At 64.7% G+C, this 20,484-nt stretch carries 23 protein-coding genes; 10 read left to right on the top strand and 13 right to left on the bottom strand.

The genetic code is table 11. The features are described 5' to 3' along the window. Positions 1 to 39 precede the first annotated feature (39 nt). The 4 genes from DPM12_RS14050 (at position 40) to DPM12_RS14035 (ending at position 2,591) form a co-directional block, all read left to right on the top strand. Positions 40 to 501: a hypothetical protein gene (locus tag DPM12_RS14050; RefSeq protein WP_211658978.1), complete on the top strand. Its 462-nt coding sequence runs from the start codon at positions 40 to 42 to the stop codon at positions 499 to 501. A 549-nt stretch (positions 502 to 1,050) separates the two neighbouring features. Further along, complete coding sequence (locus tag DPM12_RS14045; protein WP_112258969.1) at positions 1,051 to 1,587, top strand: helix-hairpin-helix domain-containing protein; 537 nt, start codon at positions 1,051 to 1,053, stop codon at positions 1,585 to 1,587. 102 nt (positions 1,588 to 1,689) lie between these two features. Then, entirely contained in the window at positions 1,690 to 2,223 is a 534-nt protein-coding gene (locus DPM12_RS14040; protein ID WP_112258968.1) for a class I SAM-dependent methyltransferase, read from the top strand. Positions 2,224 to 2,285: 62 nt separating this feature from the next. Then, positions 2,286 to 2,591, top strand: coding sequence for a DoxX family protein (locus DPM12_RS14035; protein ID WP_211658976.1), 306 nt, complete (start codon positions 2,286 to 2,288; stop codon positions 2,589 to 2,591). Between the two features lie 254 nt (positions 2,592 to 2,845). Here the strand turns inward: DPM12_RS14035 and DPM12_RS14030 are convergent, their stop codons facing one another. Together DPM12_RS14030 and DPM12_RS23220 are read right to left on the bottom strand one after the other, a co-directional pair. Next, the gene (locus tag DPM12_RS14030) at positions 2,846 to 3,274 is read right to left on the bottom strand and encodes a hypothetical protein (RefSeq protein ID WP_112258966.1); all 429 of its coding nucleotides are present in this window, start codon (positions 3,272 to 3,274) and stop codon (positions 2,846 to 2,848) included. Then, positions 3,190 to 3,615 (bottom strand): VOC family protein, encoded by a 426-nt coding sequence (locus tag DPM12_RS23220; RefSeq protein ID WP_158542888.1) that lies wholly within the window; start codon positions 3,613 to 3,615, stop codon positions 3,190 to 3,192. The genes DPM12_RS14030 and DPM12_RS23220 overlap by 85 nt, the downstream gene beginning before the upstream one ends. A gap of 103 nt (positions 3,616 to 3,718) precedes the next feature. Here DPM12_RS23220 and DPM12_RS14025 point away from each other — a divergent pair, with 103 nt between their 5' ends. The 4 genes from DPM12_RS14025 (at position 3,719) to DPM12_RS14010 (ending at position 7,352) form a co-directional block, all read left to right on the top strand. Further along, the gene (locus DPM12_RS14025; RefSeq protein WP_112258965.1) at positions 3,719 to 4,183 is read left to right on the top strand and encodes a MarR family winged helix-turn-helix transcriptional regulator; all 465 of its coding nucleotides are present in this window, start codon (positions 3,719 to 3,721) and stop codon (positions 4,181 to 4,183) included. Positions 4,184 to 4,369: 186 nt separating this feature from the next. Beyond that, the gene (locus DPM12_RS14020; protein ID WP_112258964.1) at positions 4,370 to 4,678 is read left to right on the top strand and encodes a hypothetical protein; all 309 of its coding nucleotides are present in this window, start codon (positions 4,370 to 4,372) and stop codon (positions 4,676 to 4,678) included. Between the two features lie 235 nt (positions 4,679 to 4,913). Beyond that, positions 4,914 to 5,924, top strand: coding sequence for a Gfo/Idh/MocA family protein (locus DPM12_RS14015; RefSeq protein WP_112258963.1), 1,011 nt, complete (start codon positions 4,914 to 4,916; stop codon positions 5,922 to 5,924). A 105-nt stretch (positions 5,925 to 6,029) separates the two neighbouring features. Next, positions 6,030 to 7,352 carry an ATP-binding protein gene (locus DPM12_RS14010; RefSeq protein ID WP_112258962.1) on the top strand — a complete coding sequence of 441 codons (1,323 nt, stop codon included), beginning with the start codon at positions 6,030 to 6,032 and terminating at the stop codon, positions 7,350 to 7,352. Positions 7,353 to 7,421: 69 nt separating this feature from the next. Here DPM12_RS14010 and DPM12_RS14005 read toward each other — a convergent pair whose 3' ends face one another. The 3 genes from DPM12_RS14005 to DPM12_RS13995 are packed head-to-tail and all read right to left on the bottom strand — an operon-like array spanning position 7,422 to position 10,167. Further along, positions 7,422 to 8,261: a DUF4097 family beta strand repeat-containing protein gene (locus DPM12_RS14005; RefSeq protein ID WP_112258961.1), complete on the bottom strand. Its 840-nt coding sequence runs from the start codon at positions 8,259 to 8,261 to the stop codon at positions 7,422 to 7,424. An 11-nt stretch (positions 8,262 to 8,272) separates the two neighbouring features. Beyond that, entirely contained in the window at positions 8,273 to 8,914 is a 642-nt protein-coding gene (locus tag DPM12_RS14000; protein ID WP_112258960.1) for a response regulator transcription factor, read from the bottom strand. Then, positions 8,902 to 10,167 (bottom strand): sensor histidine kinase, encoded by a 1,266-nt coding sequence (locus DPM12_RS13995; RefSeq protein ID WP_112258959.1) that lies wholly within the window; start codon positions 10,165 to 10,167, stop codon positions 8,902 to 8,904. The genes DPM12_RS14000 and DPM12_RS13995 overlap by 13 nt, the downstream gene beginning before the upstream one ends. Positions 10,168 to 10,301: 134 nt before the next feature. On the opposite strand from DPM12_RS13995, the gene DPM12_RS13990 reads away from it, so the two are divergent. Then, a complete protein-coding gene (locus DPM12_RS13990) occupies positions 10,302 to 11,933 on the top strand; it encodes an alpha/beta hydrolase (protein ID WP_112258958.1) in 1,632 nt (543 codons plus the stop codon). 159 nt (positions 11,934 to 12,092) lie between these two features. Here the strand turns inward: DPM12_RS13990 and DPM12_RS13985 are convergent, their stop codons facing one another. From DPM12_RS13985 to DPM12_RS13965, 5 genes are all read right to left on the bottom strand, one after another. Next, positions 12,093 to 13,364, bottom strand: coding sequence for a TRAP transporter large permease (locus DPM12_RS13985; RefSeq protein ID WP_112258957.1), 1,272 nt, complete (start codon positions 13,362 to 13,364; stop codon positions 12,093 to 12,095). A gap of 9 nt (positions 13,365 to 13,373) precedes the next feature. Next, on the bottom strand, positions 13,374 to 13,937 hold the full coding sequence (locus tag DPM12_RS13980; protein ID WP_112258956.1) for a TRAP transporter small permease: 564 nt from the start codon (positions 13,935 to 13,937) through the stop codon (positions 13,374 to 13,376). 3 nt (positions 13,938 to 13,940) lie between these two features. Next, on the bottom strand, positions 13,941 to 15,092 hold the full coding sequence (locus DPM12_RS13975; RefSeq protein ID WP_112258955.1) for a TRAP transporter substrate-binding protein: 1,152 nt from the start codon (positions 15,090 to 15,092) through the stop codon (positions 13,941 to 13,943). A gap of 13 nt (positions 15,093 to 15,105) precedes the next feature. Beyond that, positions 15,106 to 15,942: an IclR family transcriptional regulator gene (locus tag DPM12_RS13970; protein ID WP_112258954.1), complete on the bottom strand. Its 837-nt coding sequence runs from the start codon at positions 15,940 to 15,942 to the stop codon at positions 15,106 to 15,108. Between the two features lie 254 nt (positions 15,943 to 16,196). Next, entirely contained in the window at positions 16,197 to 16,895 is a 699-nt protein-coding gene (locus DPM12_RS13965) for a DUF998 domain-containing protein (protein ID WP_112258953.1), read from the bottom strand. 106 nt (positions 16,896 to 17,001) lie between these two features. On the opposite strand from DPM12_RS13965, the gene DPM12_RS13960 reads away from it, so the two are divergent. After that, complete coding sequence (locus DPM12_RS13960; protein ID WP_211658975.1) at positions 17,002 to 17,664, top strand: TetR/AcrR family transcriptional regulator; 663 nt, start codon at positions 17,002 to 17,004, stop codon at positions 17,662 to 17,664. Between the two features lie 41 nt (positions 17,665 to 17,705). On the opposite strand, the gene DPM12_RS13955 is transcribed toward DPM12_RS13960, so the two are convergent. The 3 genes from DPM12_RS13955 to DPM12_RS13945 form a co-directional block, all read right to left on the bottom strand. Continuing rightward, complete coding sequence (locus DPM12_RS13955; RefSeq protein ID WP_112258952.1) at positions 17,706 to 18,314, bottom strand: SirB2 family protein; 609 nt, start codon at positions 18,312 to 18,314, stop codon at positions 17,706 to 17,708. 226 nt (positions 18,315 to 18,540) lie between these two features. Further along, the gene (locus tag DPM12_RS13950; RefSeq protein ID WP_112258951.1) at positions 18,541 to 19,185 is read right to left on the bottom strand and encodes a DUF397 domain-containing protein; all 645 of its coding nucleotides are present in this window, start codon (positions 19,183 to 19,185) and stop codon (positions 18,541 to 18,543) included. Between the two features lie 263 nt (positions 19,186 to 19,448). Beyond that, positions 19,449 to 20,336, bottom strand: coding sequence for a helix-turn-helix domain-containing protein (locus tag DPM12_RS13945; protein ID WP_112258950.1), 888 nt, complete (start codon positions 20,334 to 20,336; stop codon positions 19,449 to 19,451). Positions 20,337 to 20,484: the final 148 nt, after the last annotated feature.

Raw genomic sequence — 20,484 nt, 5'->3', positions numbered from 1 at the left:
GGACGCGGCAACTGAATGGATTCGTAGGATCAACGCGTCGTGGTACTGCGCAAGAAGTTCTGGTTGGCTGGCGGAGTGGCCCTGGTTCTGTTCTGGGGTGAGTTCGAGCATTGGCGCTCGTCTCGCCGGTGCGTCCGTTCCGAACGCGATGCCTTCCCTGGCGGTGAAGCTGTTGTCGTTCTTGGCTTCCGTAACTCAGGTTGGCGCGCAAATGTCGTGAACCGGTGGCGGGTTCGTGTGGGTCTGCGTTGCACGTGGGAGAATATCCGGAATGCCGTGCCGTTCATCGAGAAGGCAGATCGCATCAAGATCCTGTCCCATTCGCTTCACGCCGAAAAGGGCCGCACCTATCTGCAGCGGCAGCGTCCCGATCTGGCGCAGCGCTTGGTCCGTGGCGAAGACTATCGCTTCGGCGAGTGGTTCCTTGTCAAGCCCTTCCTTGGCGTGCTTGGCAAGCGCAACCTTCGCCGTATCGCCAGGCGGTCACAATTTCCCGGTTAGCCAGTGAACGCCGAAGGCAAGGCGACGACTCAGGGAACCAGGTGCACTATTTGATTACAACGTGAGAGCCGTTCAGTAGTGACCATGCCACGAGTGGATTGAAGGTATGGTTGATAAATGAGCGACGAGGGCGGCTCGATCGAGTTTCCTGACGGACGGCGCTTCAGTGAGGCGGACCTGGTGAGGCCGATGACGCCCTGTCGAGAATAGGGGTACGCGCTGCTGGCTCAGCTGCCGACGCGTTGGGCGGCCGCGATTCTCGACATGACGGTCGCAGCGGATGATGTCCGGGCAACGGCAATCGTTAAGGGTGCAAGACAGCGACGCCGCATTGCCGCCGGCCTGGCATCAAAGTCGCGATGACTCGTCAGCGGTGGCGACGTCGGCGCGTTTCAACGATTGATGCGTTGCTCGATCGAATCGTCAGCAACTCATCTGCTGGTCAGAGATGAGAGCATTCGTGCGCGGCGAACAGGGCGTTCGTCGTTGCGGTTTCGGGCTCTGTGCGTACCGATGCTGGTTGTCGGTGCCTATGTTTAACGTGATGGCATGACGACACAGCCTCAATTGCGTAAGACGGCAATGACCTTTCCGGAGGTTGACGAACACTCTGAAGAGGGGACGGAGGTGTTTTCCGTTCGAGGAGAGGAATTCGCCTCCATCACCAAGGAAGGCATAGTCCGGTTGCGCCTGCCCAGCGCGGAGGCCGAGGACGCTGTAGCGGCCTACCCGAGGGCCGAACGGCTGGTCCACGCGGGCAGCACGGTCGGATTCCAAGCTCCGCTCGCCGACGTAGACGGTCAGCATTTGTGGTCCCTGGTGATGACGGCGTGGAAACACCGTGCGCCAGAACAGTTGGCTGCCGGGTTGGATGCCATCGTGGCGTCGCCTACGCGGCCAGACAGTGAACTGCCGGCCGGCATCGGCAAGGTAGCGACCCGCGCGCTGGCCGTTGCCGGGTTGACCACACTCGATCAGATCGCGGCCTGCACAAAGGCGGAGCTGCTCGCTTTGCACGGCGTCGGCCCAAAGGCCGTACGCATCCTCGCCGATACCCTCGCGGACCAGGGCATGTCCCTGCGCTGACCGGGCTTCAGACAGGACATATAGTTTTGGTTGGTGGCGATTGATGAGGTGAGAGCGGCATACGGGGCACGAGCGGTTGAGTACGCAGACGCGTTAGGGACCATGGATGTGGCTCACGAAGCCGACCGCGACCTGGTGGTGCGGTGGGTGCGTGGCTGTCAGGGCCCGGTCATCGATGCTGGCTGCGGTCCTGGACAGTGGACAGACTTCCTTCGCCAGTGGGGGGTTGATGTCGAAGGAGTCGACGTTGTCCCGGAGTTCCTAGCCGAAGCTGTGGCGAGGTTTCCTGCTGCCACGTTCCGGCTTGCCACGCTGGATGATCTTGGTGTCGGTGATCGGTCCGTGTCGGGTGTGCTCTGCTGGTACTCCCTGATCCACACCGCGCCCGAGCACATCGGGCAGGCGCTGGGAGAGTTCGCCCGTTGTCTCATCCCTGGTGGAGGTCTTCTTCTGGGCTTTTTCGAGGGGCCAAAGGTTGAGCCGTTTGCGCATGCCGTGACGATGGCATACCGGTGGCCGGTCGACGAGCTGGCGTGCCATGTCGAAAACGCCGGTTTCGTCGTTCAGGAGAGGCATACGCGCAGCGATCCGGGTGTCCGGCCTCACGGGGCGCTCACCGCCGTACGCCAGCTGTAGCCGAAACAGGAACACAGCCTCCCGCTGCTCGCTGAGCGGCTGGTGCGATCACCGCGCTGGGTGTGCCGTCGACGGTGATCGGGGCACTGAAAGGCGCTGGGGCCTTGGGATTGCTGTTCGGTCTGCTCTGCGTCGACGAGCTCGGAATCGCGACCGGTGTCGGCCTGGTCCTTTCCTACACCGGCGCCGCGCACATTCAGGCGAGAGTGTTCCACAACATCGGTTTTCCACTGTTCTACCTGTTCTCGCTGCGGCTGCTTTGGTGCGCCTTTTCGCCGAGTAGGGGCTCGATCAGGCGGCAGGCCACCGTGATCGAGCCCTGCGTGATCGTTGACGGTGGTGTACATGTCCATGTCGGTGATCGTTGATGATCAGCAGTGTGCGGTTTCGGGTGCGGGCTGGGCCGACTTCGATACCGAGACGTGCGTTTATTCGCCGTTCTGGCGGTGTTTTCGCATGTCTGGGTATCGAAGTAGCCGGCGGCCGGGGCCGTTCGCTGGCGGCCGGAGTCGCTTGACGGGTCGCGCGGGACGGGCCGGGTCGTACGTGACTGAGGCGAGTATCGATGCTGATCACGAGACCATTCGCGTTCCCCTGACCCGAGAAACGTTCAGGGAATCATCTAGCGGATCATGTGGTAAAAGCCCGGCAGGGCACGCATCTGGTGATTCTTCAAGGCGCTCCTGACGATCCGATGAAAACTCGGTCGTAGGAGCTGGTTGAGCAGAAAGGCCGGCGGGTTGGACGGCAGGCGCACGTAGTTCACCAGAGCAAAAGGAGATCGGCTGTCGACAGCGAGCAAGGCTGTGGAGTTGTCGATCCCGATCTTCGATGTGTACCAGTCGGTGAGGCCGCGCCAGACCTTGACCGGATCGGCGGCGCCGGCCACGGTGAAGTGGTTGAGCAGGAAGGTTGCAGCCTCATCGGCCTCGGTGTGCCCGATACGGGCCGCGTTGGATCCGGCAATCACCTCCGTGCCGCCGAGGGCTTCGACCTCATCGCTGTGTCGCGTGTGGTCGAGATCCTTGATCGCGGCAGTCCGGATGAGCATGGCGAGGTCGTGCCGGGGCGCTCCGGGTAGCGGTGGGACGAGGTGTGTGCGCAGGACGCGCACTGAGGCGACGTCCGCCCGTTGACGGATTCCTCTGCCGTGCCGCCGAGTTCGCGCACCCGGGTGGTAGCGGCCGAGATGTCGTCGACGCGGAAGAAGATCCTTGGGTGGTGCGAAGGGTCTCCGTGCGGCGTGCCGCCCATAGGGCTGGGCCCGTCGATCATCGAGTAACCGGCAAAGTTGCCTTCGTTGAACGCCCAGCCAAACAGCGATCCCCAGAAACGCTGGGTCGCCTCGACGTCGTTGCCGGGAAGTTCGAAGTAGACGATCTCTCCGCTCATGATGGTCCTCTTTTCAGCGAATGGGTGTATCGACGCCCGCCGTATGTCGATCCGGACCGCATGTCAATGTATTGACACTCGCAATGTATGTCAGAATATTGACATGAGTCAAGAGGAGACTGTCGGACCGCTGGAGGAGTCGCCGGGCTACGTCCTCAAGCAGGCACATGCCGCACTACGCACGGCGATGGAAGCCGCACTACGCCCTCTCGGGCTCACCGTGCCGCAGTACGCCTGTTTGGAGCTGCTCGGCCAGCGTCCAGGGTTGTCCAACGCCGAGCTCGCCCGGGGAGCGTTCGTCACCCGCCAGTCCATGAATCTCGTACTGCGCGGCCTGCAAGACCGCGGCCTGCTGACCCGACCCGAGCAGGCACCTCACGGCCGAGCGCTTCCCACCCAGCTCACTCCCGCCGGGCGTGACCAGCTGCGCGCGGCCAGCACCGCCGTGCGCGCCGTCGAGCAGCAGATGCTCGCGCCGCTGTCTCCGGCAGATCAGCGCCGGTTACGCGATCATCTCGCAGCCTGCGTCGCCGCGCTGGCACCAACGACCCCGGCCGCCGAGGACTGACGACGGTCGACGTCATCTCAATGCTGCTGCCGCTCGGCGCGCGATTGGCGTCAAGAACGTGCGCAGGAGAGCTTTAAACGAGGTCGAAGTCACACGGGACCTTCAGGACTTTTTACGGATTCTCTCAGGTTGACGACCAAAGAATGGGGGAGCGAACGAGGTAGTCCTCGCGAGAGGAGCGAGAGGATGTACGCGATTTCGACTGCGGCGGAGATCCTGGGTGTCACACCTAGCGCTCTGGAAGCCGCGCTGGAGCGAGGCGAGACTATCGCGACGCTGACCGAGGCGTGTGGACTCGACCTCGATCACATGACGGAATCGCTGGTGAACGCGGAAGTGCCGGACATCGAGGCATTAGCCATGATCGCTGGTTTCGACTCCGACGAGATCGCCCAGTTCGGCGCTGAAGTCCGTCAATACGTGACCTCGTTCATTCACGACGGCGAGCAGGCGGCCAACCGGCGCTTTGACGGTCCCGTTCTGGCTGCGGCGTAGCGACCGGCACGGGCGGCGCAGCGGGATTTGGCGTCAATTAGTGCACGTAACTATTGCCTTTTATGGTTGACCTTAATAGACTTCACTGCACCACATGTCGCTGCGGCACCGGTGTGGTTCTCGTCTGTAGGTGCTCACGCTCCCGAACGCTCACAAGCCGCGACATGGCGGTGGCCTTGGTGTATCTATCTGCGCGCAGCTGATAGCGGGCTAGATCGGAGAGGGAGAGCCTCGGATGGCAGATGACATCGTCCGGATCGGCGTGGTAGGCGCGGGAAAGATCGTGCGGGATCGCCACGTTCCGGGTTTTCGGGCTCTGGACGGTGTCCGGCTCGAGTCGGTGGCGAACCGCAACCGCGAATCGGGTGAACGCGCTGCCTCCGAGCTGGGTTTCGCGCGCGTGCACGCGCATTGGAGCGACGTTGTCGCCGATCCGGGTGTGGAGGCGGTTGTCGTCGGAACCTGGCCCTACTTGCATGCGCCGGTGGCGACCGCGGCGCTGGAGGCGGGTAAGCACGTCCTCATCCAAGCCCGCTTGGCGATGGATGCCGCAGAGGCACGTGCGATCCAAGCCGCGGCGCAGCGGCATCCGGGCTTGGTGACGATGGTGGTGCCCGCACCGTTCACGTTCTGGGCCGATGCGTGTGTTCGCCGCCTGCTCGCCGACGGCACGATCGGTGACCTGCATCTTGTCCGCAGCTTCTGGAACGGTGGCGATGGCGCCGTCCATGGTGGCCCCGGATGGAGACGTGATCGTCGGTATAGTGGGAATAACGCGCTGCAACTCGGCATCGCCTACGAGCAGCTAGCTCGATGGGTTGGCCACGCTCAATGGGTCCAAGCGGCCGAGGAGATCATCGACCCGCACGGCGAGTACGGCCCGGCAGACATTCCGGACCTGATCTCTGTCCTGGCCGAGCTGCCTGGCCGGGCAAGGCTGAACCTCGAGCTGACACCACACGCCCGGTTCGCGGGAAACAACGAGGTGTATCTATTCGGTTCCGAGGGCACGCTGATCGTCGACATCACCGGCCAGCAGATCTTGCTGCGCAGTGAGGGGCACGAGGAGAAGGTGTCACCACGGCCGGACGAGCATGGCGACTGGCAGGTCGAGGCGGAGTTCATCGGCGCGATCCGCGGTGCCAATGAGGTGCGGCTCAATGACGTCGCCACGGCTGTCCGCTACATGGAGTTCACCGACGCCGTTCGCCGTTCAGCCGCCGAAGGACGGCGCGTGGTCGTCTGAGGCGACCGGCGGGGTTGTCGTCAATCGGACCACTTTGCTCGAGACGTTGTTATTCTAGGGACCAGATTGCTTTCCGTTGTTGTCGGATCGAGAGCAGGGTGCCTGATGCTCGACGTGCTTCGTGAGCTCATCCTCGATGCACAGGAGATGCCTCTAGACACTGGTATACCTCGACATCTCGATGTTCGAACCGTGCCGGGCAAGGCGACGGTCTGCATTGGGGTGCGGCGCAGCGGGAAGTCGACTTTCATGTTGCAGTTGATGAGTCGCTTGCTTGACGATGGCGTTCCGCGCGAGAACATTCTCCACCTCAACTTCTTCGATGATCGCCTGCACGCGTTGCGCCACAGCGATCTTGGCGTGATCACCGAAGCCTACTTCTCGCTGTATCCGGAGAAGAAGAACACCGAGACCATCTATTGTTTCTTTGACGAGGTCCAGGTGCTACCACACTGGGAACCCTTCGTCGATCGCTTGATGCGCACCGAGCAGAGCGAGGTCTATATCACTGGCTCGTCGGCGCAGATGCTGTCGAGAGAGGTTGCGACACAGATGCGTGGTCGGGCGTTGTCTTGGGAGATCTTCCCGTTCTCGTTCGAAGAGTTCATGGAATTTCACGATGTCGATCACTCCGAGCCGCTCTCGACAAGGAAACGCCTGGCAGTGCAGAAGGCCTTCGAGCACTTCTGGGAGGCGGGTGGATTCCCCGAGGTCGCTGGTCTCGATCGTCGTCTGCGCACGATGATTCATCAGGAGTACCTGAATACGGTCCTGTTCCGTGACCTCGTGGAGCGACACGATATCAGTCACCCGCAGGCTGTCGCCGATCTGACCCATCGCTTGATCGACAACGTGGCCTCCCTGCAGACCGCGAACAGTCTCACGGGATATCTGAAATCCTTGGGGCACAAGATCTCGCGTAACAGGATCACTGAATACCTCGCGTGGCTCGAAGATGCCTTCTTCATCTACCAGGTACGCCTGTTCGACGCCTCGCTGTCCCGTTCCAATGTGAACCCCAAGAAAATTTACTGCGTTGATCACGCGCTGGCCGCATCTGCCGGTTCGGGAATCCTGGTCAACACTGGACACCTGCTCGAGAATCTGATCTTCTCCGCCTTGCGTCGCATAACGGCCGAGATCTTCTATTACCGCACCGGGAACGGGAAGGAAGTCGACTTCGTGGCTCAGGTTCCAGAGCGGAAACGGATGCTGATCCAGGTCTGCGAGTCAATGGTTGATCAAGGAACACGCAGCCGTGAAGTGGCAGCTATCTCCGAAGCCATGACCGAGCTCGGCCTCGCTGAAGGCACGATCGTCACACGCAACGAAAACGATCAGCTTGCTGTCACAAACGGCGTTGTCAACGTGGTGCCGGCATGGCGGTTTCTCCTGTCGCTCAGCTCCGAGGCAGAGAAGACTTCGTGAAGACGACGACAGCTTCCCGCTGTATAGCGTCCAAGTGGGGTGACCACTGCGGACAACGGCCGAGTACATCTACGCGGCGTACCGGACGTGTACGTCACCGGTGGTGGTCTGCACGCCGATCACGCGGTCCGCGTCAGGATCAGTCGCGACGTCGACGCGCTGCTCGCCGGTGGTGGTCTGCACGTCGACACGGTACGGGCCATCGTCGCGAGGGACCTCGATGATGATCTGGCCGGTCGTCGCCTCAGCCGTGATGCGATCCGGTGCCTCGGTGAAATGCAGATCCGTTACACCCGACTTGATGCTCGTGTCGACCTCCGGCGATGCCAGATCCGAACCGGTGAGATCGCCAGTGGTGGCGCGCGCCGACAGCGGACCACCGAGATTGTCGACCATCATCGTGCCGGTCGTGGACACCAACGCCACCTCGCCGTCCAGGTCGCGTACGTCGATGCGTCCCGTTGCCGTGCGAACGTCGGCTCCGGCAGTGCGTGGCACCTGTGCCGTGTAGTCGATGGAGCACTCCGGGTTGAACCAGTCAGGGAACGAGTTCGGGCATTCGGTATCGACGCGAAGCGTGTCACCATCCCACGTCTCGTCGATCGTGGGCTCGGTGCCGGCCCAGGTGAGCTCGCGGCGAATCTCGACGCCCTCGGTCCCGCCTCCCGTGATGTGGGCCTCTCCGAGAGCGAGATCCAGGTCGAGGCGTGAGATGGCCCGAGAGTAGCTCGCCGTCGAGCTGTCGGTCTCGGTGAAGGCACCGTCCAGGGTGGACCAGGCTGAGACCACTCCCAGCGAGCCGACCACGAGCGCGACGACGGTGAGTGGTGCGCCGACGGCCAGCCAGGTCACACGCTGGCGGCGGGTGGTCTTCGTGGTGGATGCGGTACTCGTCTCGAACTCGGTCATGTCTTCGCCTTTCAGCTGTGCAGGAATTGCAGGACGGCCAGCACCCTGCGGTTGCTGCTGTCCGTCGGGGGGATGTCGAGCTTGGTGAAGATGTTGTTGATGTGCTTGGCGACGGCGCTGTCGCTGAGCACGAGCGCCTGGGCGATGTTGGTGTTGGAGCGCCCTTCGGCCATCAGGCCCAGCACGTCCCGCTCGCGTGGGGTGAGCCGATCGAGCGGGTCACCCTGACGGCGGACGAGGAGTTGGGACACGACCTCCGGGTCCAGCGCGGTGCCACCGTCCATGACCCGGTGCAGGGCGTCGAGGAATTCGGTGACGTCGGCGACGCGGTCCTTGAGGAGATAGCCCACACCGCTGGTCTCGCCGGTCAGCAGGTCGACGGCGTAGCGCTCTTCGACGTACTGCGAGAGCAGCAGGACCGCCATGTCCGGCCACTGGCGGCGCAGGACCAGCGCGGCGCGTACTCCCTCGTCGGTGTAGTCGGGAGGCATGCGGACGTCGACGACGGCGAGATCTGGCCGGTGCTCGTCGGCGGCGCGTAGCAGCGCGTCCGCGTCGCTGACGGTGTCGACAACTTCGATGTCAGCGGTCTGGAGTAGCCGTGCCAGGCCCTCGCGGAGCAGCACGGAGTCTTCGGCGATCACAACGCGCATGGCATCTCCGCGGTGAGGGTGGTGGGTCCGCCGGGAGGGCTGGAGATGTGCAGCGTCCCGTCGACGGAACTGACTCGCTTGCGCAGCCCGTCCAACCCGGTGCCACGGGCGGGATCGGCGCCGCCATTCCCGTCGTCCGTCACGGTGACCTGCAGCCGGTCCCGTTCGAACTTGACACGCACATCGATGCTCGATGCATGTGCGTGGGTGGTGGCGTTGGTGAGCGCTTCGGACACCACGAAGTACGCGACCGCTTCGACCTCACGTGCCGCTCGCTCGGGCATCTGCACGTCGAGTCGCACCGGCACTGGCGAGCGCGCGGCGAGCCCCGAGAGCGCGGCGTCGAGCCCGCGGTCGTCTAACACGGCGGGGTGCATGCCGCGGACCACGTCCCGGAGCTCGACGAGGGCGTGTTTCGCTTCGTCGTGCGCCTGGGCGATGACGTCCCGCGCGGGCTCTGGTGCGTCGGCGAGGCTCGCTCGGGCGATACCCAGGTTCATGGCCAGCGAGGTCAGCCGTTGCTGGGCGCCGTCGTGCAGGTCCCGCTCGATCCGGCGGCGTTCGGTGTCGGCCGCATCGACCACGCCTTCGCGGCTCGCGGCCAAGGTCACCACCCGATGCGTCAGTTCCTCGGTGGATTCGGCGCTCAACAGTGCCTGCGCGATCGCCGCGTCCGCCATGGCGAGGGTGCGGACGATCCACGGTGCGGCGAACAGCAGCACGAGCCCGGTGACAGTCGAAGCGGCGCCTGCGGCCAGGCTGATTCCGCCCCATGCCTGCGTGTAGAGGAACGCGAGCGGGAACGTCAATCCGGCCGACCACACGGCGATCGCGATCGCTCCGGCGAGAACGCCGAACACTCCCGCGAGCACGTGGTATCCAAGCTGTCGCCAGGTGCTGCCCGCTCCGAGGCCGCGCAGTGTCCGGCGCACGAACGGCTCGCCGGTTACTGGTGCGGCCGGTCGCTGGATCTGCAGGTTCAGGAACGCGGCGAACCGGGACCGTTGCAACGCGGTCAGAGCACGGTTAACGACCAAGAGCAACGCCATGGAGAGCACGGCACCGACGAGGGTCGGGGCTAGGGTGAACGTCGCGGCCACGAGCAGGAAGACCCCGACGAAGCTCGCGAGACCGATGAGGAGCCCGGTGACCAGGTGGGTCGTGGCGCGCCACGTCCGTGCCGACCAGAGTGCGCGCAACGCCGTTCCAGGTGCGCTACGCACCCCATCACTGTCCGTTGCCGTGATTGTCATGTAAGTCATGCTACGGAAGGGATGGACTGCGCCACGATGGCGCGACCTCCCGAATTGAGGGTGTACCTACGTTCACCCCAGGTCGGCAACCAGAGCTACCGACACCTGCGTTCCTGGCAGGCAGGCTCTCGGGCATGACGAAACATCTGGTAATCGTGGGCGTAGCGGCGGCGACGGCGATCGGCGCCGTTTCCGCCAGCCCACCTGAGGCGAACGCATCCCCGGCACACGGTGTGCCCGTCCAGGCATCTGACCAGGCACCTGACCAGGCAGCAGCCGAGGTCGACGCACCCGTTCCCGACATCGAGTGGGAGGCGTGCGAGGACGGCCTGCACTGCGCGACAGTGCAGGTGCCGCTGGACTACGACGACCCGGGCGGTGAGACGGCCGAGCTCGCCCTCGCGAAGCATCCGGCGGGCGACCCGGACGCCCGCCTCGGCACGCTGTTCGTGAATCCGGGAGGCCCCGGCGACTCGGCCGTCCAGTCCGTGCCGTGGTACGTGGACAACCTCCCGTCAGACACCCGTCGCCGGTTCGACGTGGTGGGTATCGATCCGCGTGGCGTCGGCGACAGTACGCCGCTGCGGTGTCGCGGCCGTGGTCAAGGGGACGCGGCCGAGGCGCCGTCGTGGGCGTTCCCGCTCACCCGGGCTCAAGAGCGGACGTGGCTGCGCTATGACCGCTATCTCCAGCGCAGCTGCCGCACCGACGCCAACCCGATCATCGACCACATGACCACCGCCGACACGGCGCGAGACATGGATCTGATCCGGCAAGCCGTCGGCGACGAGCAGCTGACGTACTACGGCATCTCTTATGGCAGCTACCTCGGTGCGACGTATGCCGCGATGTTCCCGGACCGGGTGCGCGCCGTGGTGGTCGACGGCGTCATCGACCCGATCGGGTACGCGACGGGACACGATGAGGACGACGCGAAGAAGCCGGTCACGGAGCGATGGGGGAGCGCGAGAGGCGCGTGGGAGACGCTGACCAGCGCGTTCGCCGAGTGCGATCGTGTCGGCGAGAAGCGCTGCCCGATCGCCGGCGAGTCCACGGCGAAGTGGCATCGCATCATGAACCGCCTCGAGGAGGGGCCGGTCGACGTCGACGGCACGCAGCTGCGGTACCAGGACGTGGTGATCACCGTGGACGGCTCGTTGCGCGCTGTCACGTCCTACCTGCCGCTGATGCGGTTCATCGACGAGACGCATGACGCCATGTTCGGCAGCCCACGCGAACGCGAGGAGGCTGACGCCGGCGCGGCATTCACACGTCTTCAGCGGCACATCGCCGACGACCCGGAGCCGGCGACCAGCGATGAGAGCGATGACCTGATGCCGGTGACCCAGGGGATCATCTGTGCCGACAGCGGCAACCCGGACAGCCCGCGGGCATGGGTCGACGCGGCTGACCGGGCCGAGCGGGAGGCCCCGTGGTTCGGCCGGTTGTGGAGCTGGCGGTCCTCGGTCTGCTCGCAGTGGCCAGGCTCGTCGGAGGACGCGTACCGCGGGCCGTTCGAGGCGGAGACCTCCAATCCCGTGCTCCTGGTCGCCCATCTGCACGACCCCGCGTCGCCGATCAGCGGCGCACGGGTGCTCAACACGCTGCTGGAAGGCTCCCGCATGTTGACGCTGGACGGCTGGGGCCACGGCGCTCTCGGGGAGAGCGAATGTGTGGCAGCGAAGGTGGACGACTACCTGATTTCCGGGACCCTCCCGCCCGCTGGCTCGGTGTGCGAGCAAGACGGGGAGCCGTTCCCCGGCTGAGGCGTTTCGCGGCTCGGTGATCGTCGACGATGATGTCCATCATCGTGTGCATGATCGTCGACGATCACCGCTCGGGGAGCGCCTGATCGCGTTCTACCGGGCACCACCCGGCACCGTGGGGATTCAGCCTACCGGGCCCACCCGGCACCGTGGAGGGCTTCAGCCCAGCGTGCCCGGTAGCCACAGCACCAGTTGCGGGAACGCGATCAGTAGCACGAGAACCGCCAACAAGGCTCCGTAGAAGGGAAGCATGTTCCGCACCAGCCCTTCCATCTTGACGCGGCCGACGGCGCAACCCACGTACAAGACCGTTCCCACGGGCGGTGTCGCTAACCCTATGCCCAGGACAAATGACATGATCACCCCGAAGTAGACGGGGTCGATCCCGGCGGCGACCACGGTCGGCGTCATGATGGGCGCAAGGATCAAGATCGCCGGTGTGAGGTCCATGACGACCCCGACGGCCAGCAGCAACACCGCCATGACCCCGAGGATCGCGTAGGGGTTGCTCGTCAGCTGGCCCGCGGCCTCCACTAGCTCTTGCGGAACCAAGGCGGTGGTCAGCAGCCAGGCGACGACCATCGCCATGGCCAGCAGGAACAACACCATGCCGGTCAGCCGGGCGGTGCGGATGGCGATCCCGACGAGATCGCGCGGTTTGAGCTCGCGATACACGACGAGCGAGATCAGCAGGGAGTAGATCGCCGCTGCCACCGCGGCCTCCGTCGGCGTGAACACGCCGCCGAGGATCCCGCCGACGATCATGACCGGCAGCAGCAGGCCGAGAAAGGCGCGGCGGAACGCCACGGCCAGGGCATGGAGGGAGAAGCGCTGCCGCTGCCCGGCGTGCTCCACGCGCGCCGTGACGAACGTGGCGATCATCAGGGCGAGGCCGACGAGCAAGCCCGGGATGACGCCCGCGATGAACAGCCGGGTGATCGAGGTCTCGGTGACGATCCCGAACAGGATCATCGGAATCGACGGCGGGATGAGAATCCCGATCACCGCCGACGACACGGTGATCGCTGTGGCGTGCTCGCCGGTGTAGCGCTGTTCCTTCATCGCCGGGATCATCATCCCGCCGATAGCCGACGTATCCGCCACGGCGGAGCCGCTGATCCCGCCGAAGAACATCGAGGCCGCAACGTTGACCTGGCCGAGGCCCCCACTGACGAATCCGACGCATGCCTGGGCGAGCTCCACGAGCCGGCGCGCGATCCCGCCACGGCTCATGACCTCGCCCACCAGGATGAAGAACGGCACGGCCAGCAGCGGGAAGCTGTTCACCCCGCGGATCGCCTGCTCCACCACCACGGCGGGGTCGACGTCCATGAGAAACATCAGCACCACGGCGGACAAGCCGAGCGTGAATGACACCGGGATGCCGATGAGAATCCCGCCGAACAAGATCGCAAGAAAGATCCAGAGCATGGCTCGACCTCACTCGTCTCGCCCGGTGAGCAGGCGGATCAGGCGATACATCGACATCACTGCCATCAGCGCCGCCGCGACCGGTACCGAATAGTTCACGACGTTGAATGGCACGCCGAGCAGCGCGGAGCGCCCGAACGTCGTCGAGATCACGTGCGTGGAACCCCACAGCATGATGCCCAGAACGACGAGGATGACCAACTCGCGGGTGATCGCGGCAGCAAGCCGCACCGGTCGAGGCGCCCGGGCGACGAAGTACTCCACCGAGATGTGCTCCTGGCGCAGGTGCGCGACGAGCGCACCGAGGAAGATCATCCAGATGAACATGTACCGGGCGGCCTCGTCGGACCAGGTCAGCGAGTGATCCAAGACGAAACGCCCGACGACGTTCCAGCCGACGACGATCAGCATGCCTGCGACGAGCACCACCAGGACGGCACTGCAGGCGATGTCGACGAGACGGAACGGCAGCGGTAGATCACTCCGGCGGACAGGACCACGCTGGGTGCGCGCGTCGCCGGCCTCGGTCTGCGCGCCGGTGACATCGTCAGCGCCAGGCGACGAAGCAGCCACCAGTCACTCCTGCCGCGCCAACGTCCGGACCTCGTCGACGAACTCTTCTCCCAATTCGGGTGCCCACTGGTCGTAGACTTCCTCGGTCGCCTGGCGGAATTCCTCGATCTGATCCTCATCGAGGACGTTGACCTCCGGACCGTTCTCCTCGAACTGACCCCGGGCCCACTCGTCCATCTCCCGGGAGATGGTGCGCTGGTAGTCACGCGTCGCGTCGGCGGCTTCTTGGATCAGCTGCTGGTAGGCGGGATCGAGCTCGTCGAAGAACTCCTCGCCGATCATCATGATGAACGGCGTGTACACGTGGCGGGTCTGCGATCCGTACTCCTGAACTTCCCAGAAGTTCGACGTCAGGTTGGTGACCCACGGGTTCTCCTGCCCGTCGACCACGCCCTGCTCCATCGCGCTGAACACCTCACCGAACGCCATGGTGGTCGGGTTGGCGCCCAGCGCCTCCCAGATCGTGGTCTGAATCTCGTTCTCCATCACCCTCAGGTCCAGGCCCTCGACGTCCTCGGGACTCTCGATGGGGCGAACGCTGTTCGTGACCTGGCGGAACCCGTTCTCGGCCCAGGCCAGCGCTTTCATCCCGGTGCCATCGAACTCGTCGAGCAACTGCTGCCCGAGCTCGCTGTCGAGCACGCGGTCGGCCGCCTCGACGTCGGGCATCAAGAATGGCAGGTCGAACACGCCGAGTTCTGGCACGAACGCGACCGCCGGAGACGTGGATGGGAAGGTCATTTCGAGCGTGCCGCTGCGCAGCCCGTCCATCATCTCCAGGTCATCGCCGACCTGGCTGTCCGGAAACAGCTGCACGGTGAGCTGGCCGTTGGTGCACTCGTCGAGGTAGTCGCCGAAGAACTGCACCGCCATTCCTTGTGGGGAATCCTCGGCCAGTCCGATACCGAACTTGATCGTGTGTTCGCCCAGATCCTCCTCGATGACCTCGCACTCGATCTCGGGAGGGGCCGACAGGTCAGGGCCTTCGCTACCTTCGGCGTCCGCGTCCGCGTCGTCGCCACTGCTGCTGCCGCCGTCGTCGTCGGAATCGCCGCCGAAATCACCCCCGCAGGCCGGAACCAGCAGGGCCAGCACGGCCAAGGGAGCACCCAGCCGGACGGGCCAGTCGGTGCTTGCTTGCCGGAGTGCCGTCATCGTCCTCCACCTCTCACTCGTTCTCCTCGCCGTATGTCCCCAGCTGGGTGGGTGAGGCGTCGTTCTGAGCGATGCGCCCGAAGCCGACCTGCGCGACCACCCCCGCGGGTAGGTCTCGCGCGATCGCCTCGGCCGCGTCGCGGCAGGCAGTGCCGAGGCGGTCCACCTCGGGTCCCACGCGAAAGTCCGGCCCCGAGATGCTGATCGCCGCGACGAGCCGTCCGTCGCCGTCCTTAACCGGCACGGCGACGCAGATCACCCCGTCCTCGTTCTCCTCCTGGTCGATGGCGTAGCCGCGCCGGGCCGTGCGATCGAGATCATCGATGAGGTCCTGTGGATCGGTGAGCGAGCGGGCCGTGCGGGCCGGCAGGCCCAGCGCGGATATGATCATCGATCGATCCGGCTCGTCGAGCGCGGACAGCATGGCCTTGCCCAGTGCCGTCGTGGTCACCGGCATGGTCTGGCCGATTGCGGACACGAGGCGAACCGATCGGGCCGTTTCCAGTTTGTCGATGTAGGCGATCTGATCACCGTCGGCCTGGCCGAGGTGGACGGTTTCCCCGACCTCGTCTCGCAGCCGGGTCAGGTGGGGCCGGGCGATGCCGCGCAGGTCGCACTGTTCCAGAAAGGCGCGGGAGAGCCGGAGCACGCGCGCGGTGATCCGGTAGTTGCCCGCCGTCGGGTCGCGGGTCACGTATCCGGCGTGGCTCAGCGTCGCGAGCAAGCGGGACACCGTGGCCTTGTCCAGGCCGACGCGCTCGGCCACTCTCGCGGGGCCGAGCGGCCGGCCTTCCTCGGCCAGCGCTTCCAGCACCTCGAAGCCTCGCAGCAACGAGCGGGTTAGTTTCATCGCACCCTCGCGACACCAGGCATCTCGCCGTGATCATGGAGACCTACAGGTGTTGTTTCACTTAGTGATCCACCGGATCACTAAGTGTCATTACACTAGCGACACCCCGCAAGTTGGTCAAGATTATCCGGGTGGCGGGGGCGATGAGCCTGTCTTCTTGGCTCTGCGGAACGTTCAGGAGGACATCGAGCGCTCTGGACGTTCCGGAGAGCCAAGAAGTGGGCGCTTCATACATCTCCATCACCGACGGCCAGCTAGGCGGCGGCCCGGCGGCGGTGCGCGTCGGGATGCGGAATGGTGCGATAGAGATGGATCGAGGTGGTGGCCAGCCAGGCCCAGCCGGCAACGACGGCGATCCAGAGCGCGAGGACGCCGGGTGTTTCGGTGGCCAGTGCTGCCCCTGCCAGGAAGCCGGCGACGATGACGAGTGCGCTGAGGCGCGAGTACAGGGCCAGCCGAGTCTCGCCCCGTCCCGTGCACCAGCGGGCGATCATGATGGCGGCGATGGCCAGGACCAGGAATCCGATCGCGCCGAACGCGAGATGCAGCACTCCGCTTACGGTGCCGTCCTCCGATGACGATTCGTCGGGGAAGCCGGCCATCGGGTCGGGAGGAAATATCCCGCTCGCGATCAAGCAGGCGCCGTAGCCGCCGACGAGTCGTGCTGCCCAGGACGCGATTCTCGAGCCGCGCAACGCTCGGGCAAATCCGGTGGCTGCGGCAATCACCATCAGGCCGACCACGATGATGTTGAGCTTCTGGATCCATCCGAAGTCGCCGAGCATCAGCAGGCTCAGCGCGTGCTGCGAGAAGTCGAACCCGTCCCGGACGATGCCGAGAATGACGCCGACGACGAGATAGATGGGGCCCGCTATCACTCCGTAGCCGAGCAAGGAGCGGGTGATCGCTGCGGAACGATCGAATCCATCGGGCGGTAAGGGCTGATTGTTCATTGTCTGCACCTCCGGCACGGCGCGGTAAGTTACACTACTAAGTACAGTAATACACTAGCTAGGGCATTAATGCACTAGCTAGTACCAGACGAGGAGGGCGATCGATGTGGCAACACCGCCAGAGCTGATCCGTGCCGAAGACGCGGATCTCGATCCACGGGTGGCGCGCTCGCGAGCGGTTATCGTGGCGGCGGCATCCGAGCACTTCATGCGGCACGGCTACCTCGGAACGAGCGTCGACGACGTTGCCGCTGAGGCTCGGGTTTCCAAGCGCACCATCTACAATCTCTTCGGCGGGAAGGAAGAGCTTTTCCGTGCGATCCTGGCCGAAGCGTTGATCACGGCGGAACGGTTTGCGTCCGACACCGCGTCGTCGCTCGCGGAGGCGGATGACGTGCCTGCCGAACTGCGAGCCACAGCAGTCCGGCTCGCCCGGTCCGTCGTCGGCGGGCGGATCGTTCCGTTGCGCCGCCTCCTGATTGCCGAGGCCACCCGTTTCCCCGAACTCGCCGCCGACTATTACAGCCGCGCGCCGGGTCGGGTGATGGCAACACTCGCTGAGGCATTGCGGCATCTCGACGAACGCGGCGCCCTCCGCGTGGACGATGCAGAGCTGGCCGCTGAACACTTCGCATTTCTGGTCATGGGCGCGCAGCTGGACCGGGCGCTGTTCACGATCGATCAAGAACCGCCCGCGATCACCGAGATCGACGACCGTGCCCTTCGGGGCGTCGAGACGTTCTTGCGGGCGTACGGACCCACGGGCTGAATGCCGGATTCGGTGCCAGGACCTCGACCCCGGTCGCGTGATCATTCCGGCGAATGCGTCCGCTCGCGAGCGACATCGCGGGTGCGACGCGGGACGTGCGAGACCTCTCCCGGGGATCTGGCGGCCCGCTGCGACCTCCAGCCGATGCGCCCTTTCGGTTTGAACACCGACAATGTGGTCGCGGTGACGAGCATGATGAGCTGCGCCGTGACCACCAAGACCTGGCGCCACTGCTGTGTGTCCGATTCCGAGCCCTGCTCGATGGCTTGGGCCATGACACCGGGCTGGAACAGGAACATGCCCAGGCAGATGACCGCGATCAGCAGCAACAGCTTGGCGAACACCCAATAGTGCCGGACCAGTCCCCAGTGACTGCCCAGCGCGAGTGCAACGCCCGTGACCAGTGCCGTCATGCTGAGCGGGATCCCGCCCGCGAAGACGAGGACGTCCATCAGCTGGTAAGCCGCTCGGGCGAGTTCGTTATCGGCCGCGAGTGTCGAGTAGAGATTGAGCGCGACCAGGGTCCATACCTCGCCCAGCAAGGCGACCGATGCGATGACGTGGATCACGAGGATGGTCTTGCGAGTGTGCGGTCGCAAGCGGTTGGTGGGCGGTCTCGACCGTGCGGTACGGATTTCCTCGGCGTACATGGCTACCTCCCCGGCACGTGGGTGTGATGTGCCGGTGTAACCATGACCGCGTCCGGGTTCGGATCACATCCGTCACGGAGCGGTTTTGGGTATGCGTCCGTTGACGTACGGGATGCACGCAGGCCGTAGCGAGTTCAATACCGCCAGTTGACTTTGGGGGCTGGAGTTGGGGTTCATCGTCAGCTGGCGGCATTGAGCTCGCTACGGCCCCGACGGCACGTCACGCTCACCACGAGCGGCGCGTCGGGCCAAGCGCCGAGTGTCCGGACAGTTCTGCCATCTCGTGTGGCTCGGCGGACGCCATCAGCGACCGGCCCAAGTACAGGCTCAGAGCGGCGTAGACCGAGCACACGTCGTGCCGTGACGTGGGATGCCACCGTCGCGACTTGGTGCGGCAGATAGTGCAGTTGCCGTTGCGATCGACGCGGTGCATGCGATGAAGCAGTGCGACGCCGCTGAGGATGCGCACTAGCCGCTCCGACGACTCGCGGTCGAGCACGGTGTCACCCGCGAGCAGCTGGTTCGTGAGGTTCTGCAACTCGGCATTGATCACCTGGTAGCGGGAGGGCGTGCCGCCGTGATGATCTTTGGTGCTGGTGTCCAGCTGTGCCGGTGTTCGGCCCTGTGACGTTTCGTGGGGCTCGGGGAGGTCGAACTCACCGGCCTTCGCGCCGGCGACGAATGCCGCCAGCTCGTCGTGCGTGAAGATCAGCGCCGGGCCATCCGGGTCGTGGGAGTTGCGCAGTGCGATCGTGCCGGTGGGTAGTTGGGCGAGTTCTACACAGTTACCCTGTGCTCCGCTCCGAGTGCTCTTGCGCCAGACAGCATGTGGGACGTCCGCCGCTGACATGCCGTTGAAGACCTCGTCCATTCGAACTCATCTCCGTAACACCGGTCGGCTAGCATGCGCATCGATGCTTTGCAGGCGAATGTAGCACGATTTTGATGCATGTGCAGGTGCACCTTTTAGTCTCGTTCTGCACGTTGACGTAAAAATGCGGAAGAAAGGTACAAAAGGAGACCGATGCACGAAGTGCACGCCATGAATGAGTTGGCGTCGCCGGACGTGGAGCCGTTGATGCGCCGTTAGTGGAGCACTTTGCTGCGCTGTTAGCGGAGAACGGGAGTGCGCCGTCAGGCGTCGGCGCGCAGCTTCGACAGCATCTGCCGGCTGTCCTCGGGGGTCTCGGCGTCGACCGCCAGCGTGTCCAGGACCCGGCCGTAGGTCTCTACTTCATCTGGCCGGTCGAGATAGAGCGCTCCGGTGAGATGTTCGAGGTAGACGATCGTGGGGAGCTCCGGCTCAGCGAACCGCAGCATCGTGAACGCCCCTTCGGCCACATTCGTGTTGTGCTCGTAGGTCAGGACCTGCACCGAGATGTGCGGCAGGCTCGTCGCCTCGAGCAGGGCGTCGATCTGTGCCTTGAGGACGCGGCGGCCGCCGATCGGGCGTTGCAGCACCGACTCGTCGAGCACCACCCACAGGCGCGGTGCGCCCGGGCGCGCCAGGATCCGTTGCCGACGCCGTCGCACGTCGATCCGCTGTTCGATCTCGTCTGTCGCGTACTCCGGACGCCCGTGTGTCATGACCGCACGGGCGTAGTCCTCGGTCTGCAGGAGGCCGGGGATGAACTGATGCTCGTATGACTGAATGAGGGACGCCGACGATTCGAGTCCGACGAAGTCGTTGAACCACGTTGGAATCACGTCGTTGTAGCGATGCCACCAGCCTCGCTGGTTGGATTGCTCGACCATTTCGAGGAACGACTCCCGCTCGACCGGATCGTTGACGCCGTAGGTGGTCAACAGATCCGCGACGTCCCGCTCCTTGAACCGGACCCTGCCGGCCTCAAGGCGGCTCATTTTCGATTCGGAGGCGCGGATCGTGAAGCCTGCCTCCGCGCGGGACAGCTCGGCGGCTTCACGTAGGCGTCGCAGCTGTGCACCCAGCACCATTCGGCGGGCTGTCGGCGCGCCGCCATACCCCTCGGCGGGACTGTTACCCGCTGCGTCGCCCGTCATCTGCGTACCTTCCTCGTCGCTCCGCCCCTAATCCGACTTGACCGGGTCAACAGGCCCCAAGTGCCGCAGACCCCACCACGTTACGAAGCTACCGCCACATAATTCAGAGTCAAGGATAGTTGTCGATAAAACGACCTCGCGACCGCCG

It is taken from the genome of Phytoactinopolyspora halophila (genome assembly GCF_003287285.1).
Lineage (GTDB): Bacteria > Actinomycetota > Actinomycetes > Jiangellales > Jiangellaceae > Phytoactinopolyspora_A > Phytoactinopolyspora_A halophila.
Note: the sequence above shows the minus strand (reverse complement) of the source record. Positions and strands in the feature narration are given on the sequence as shown.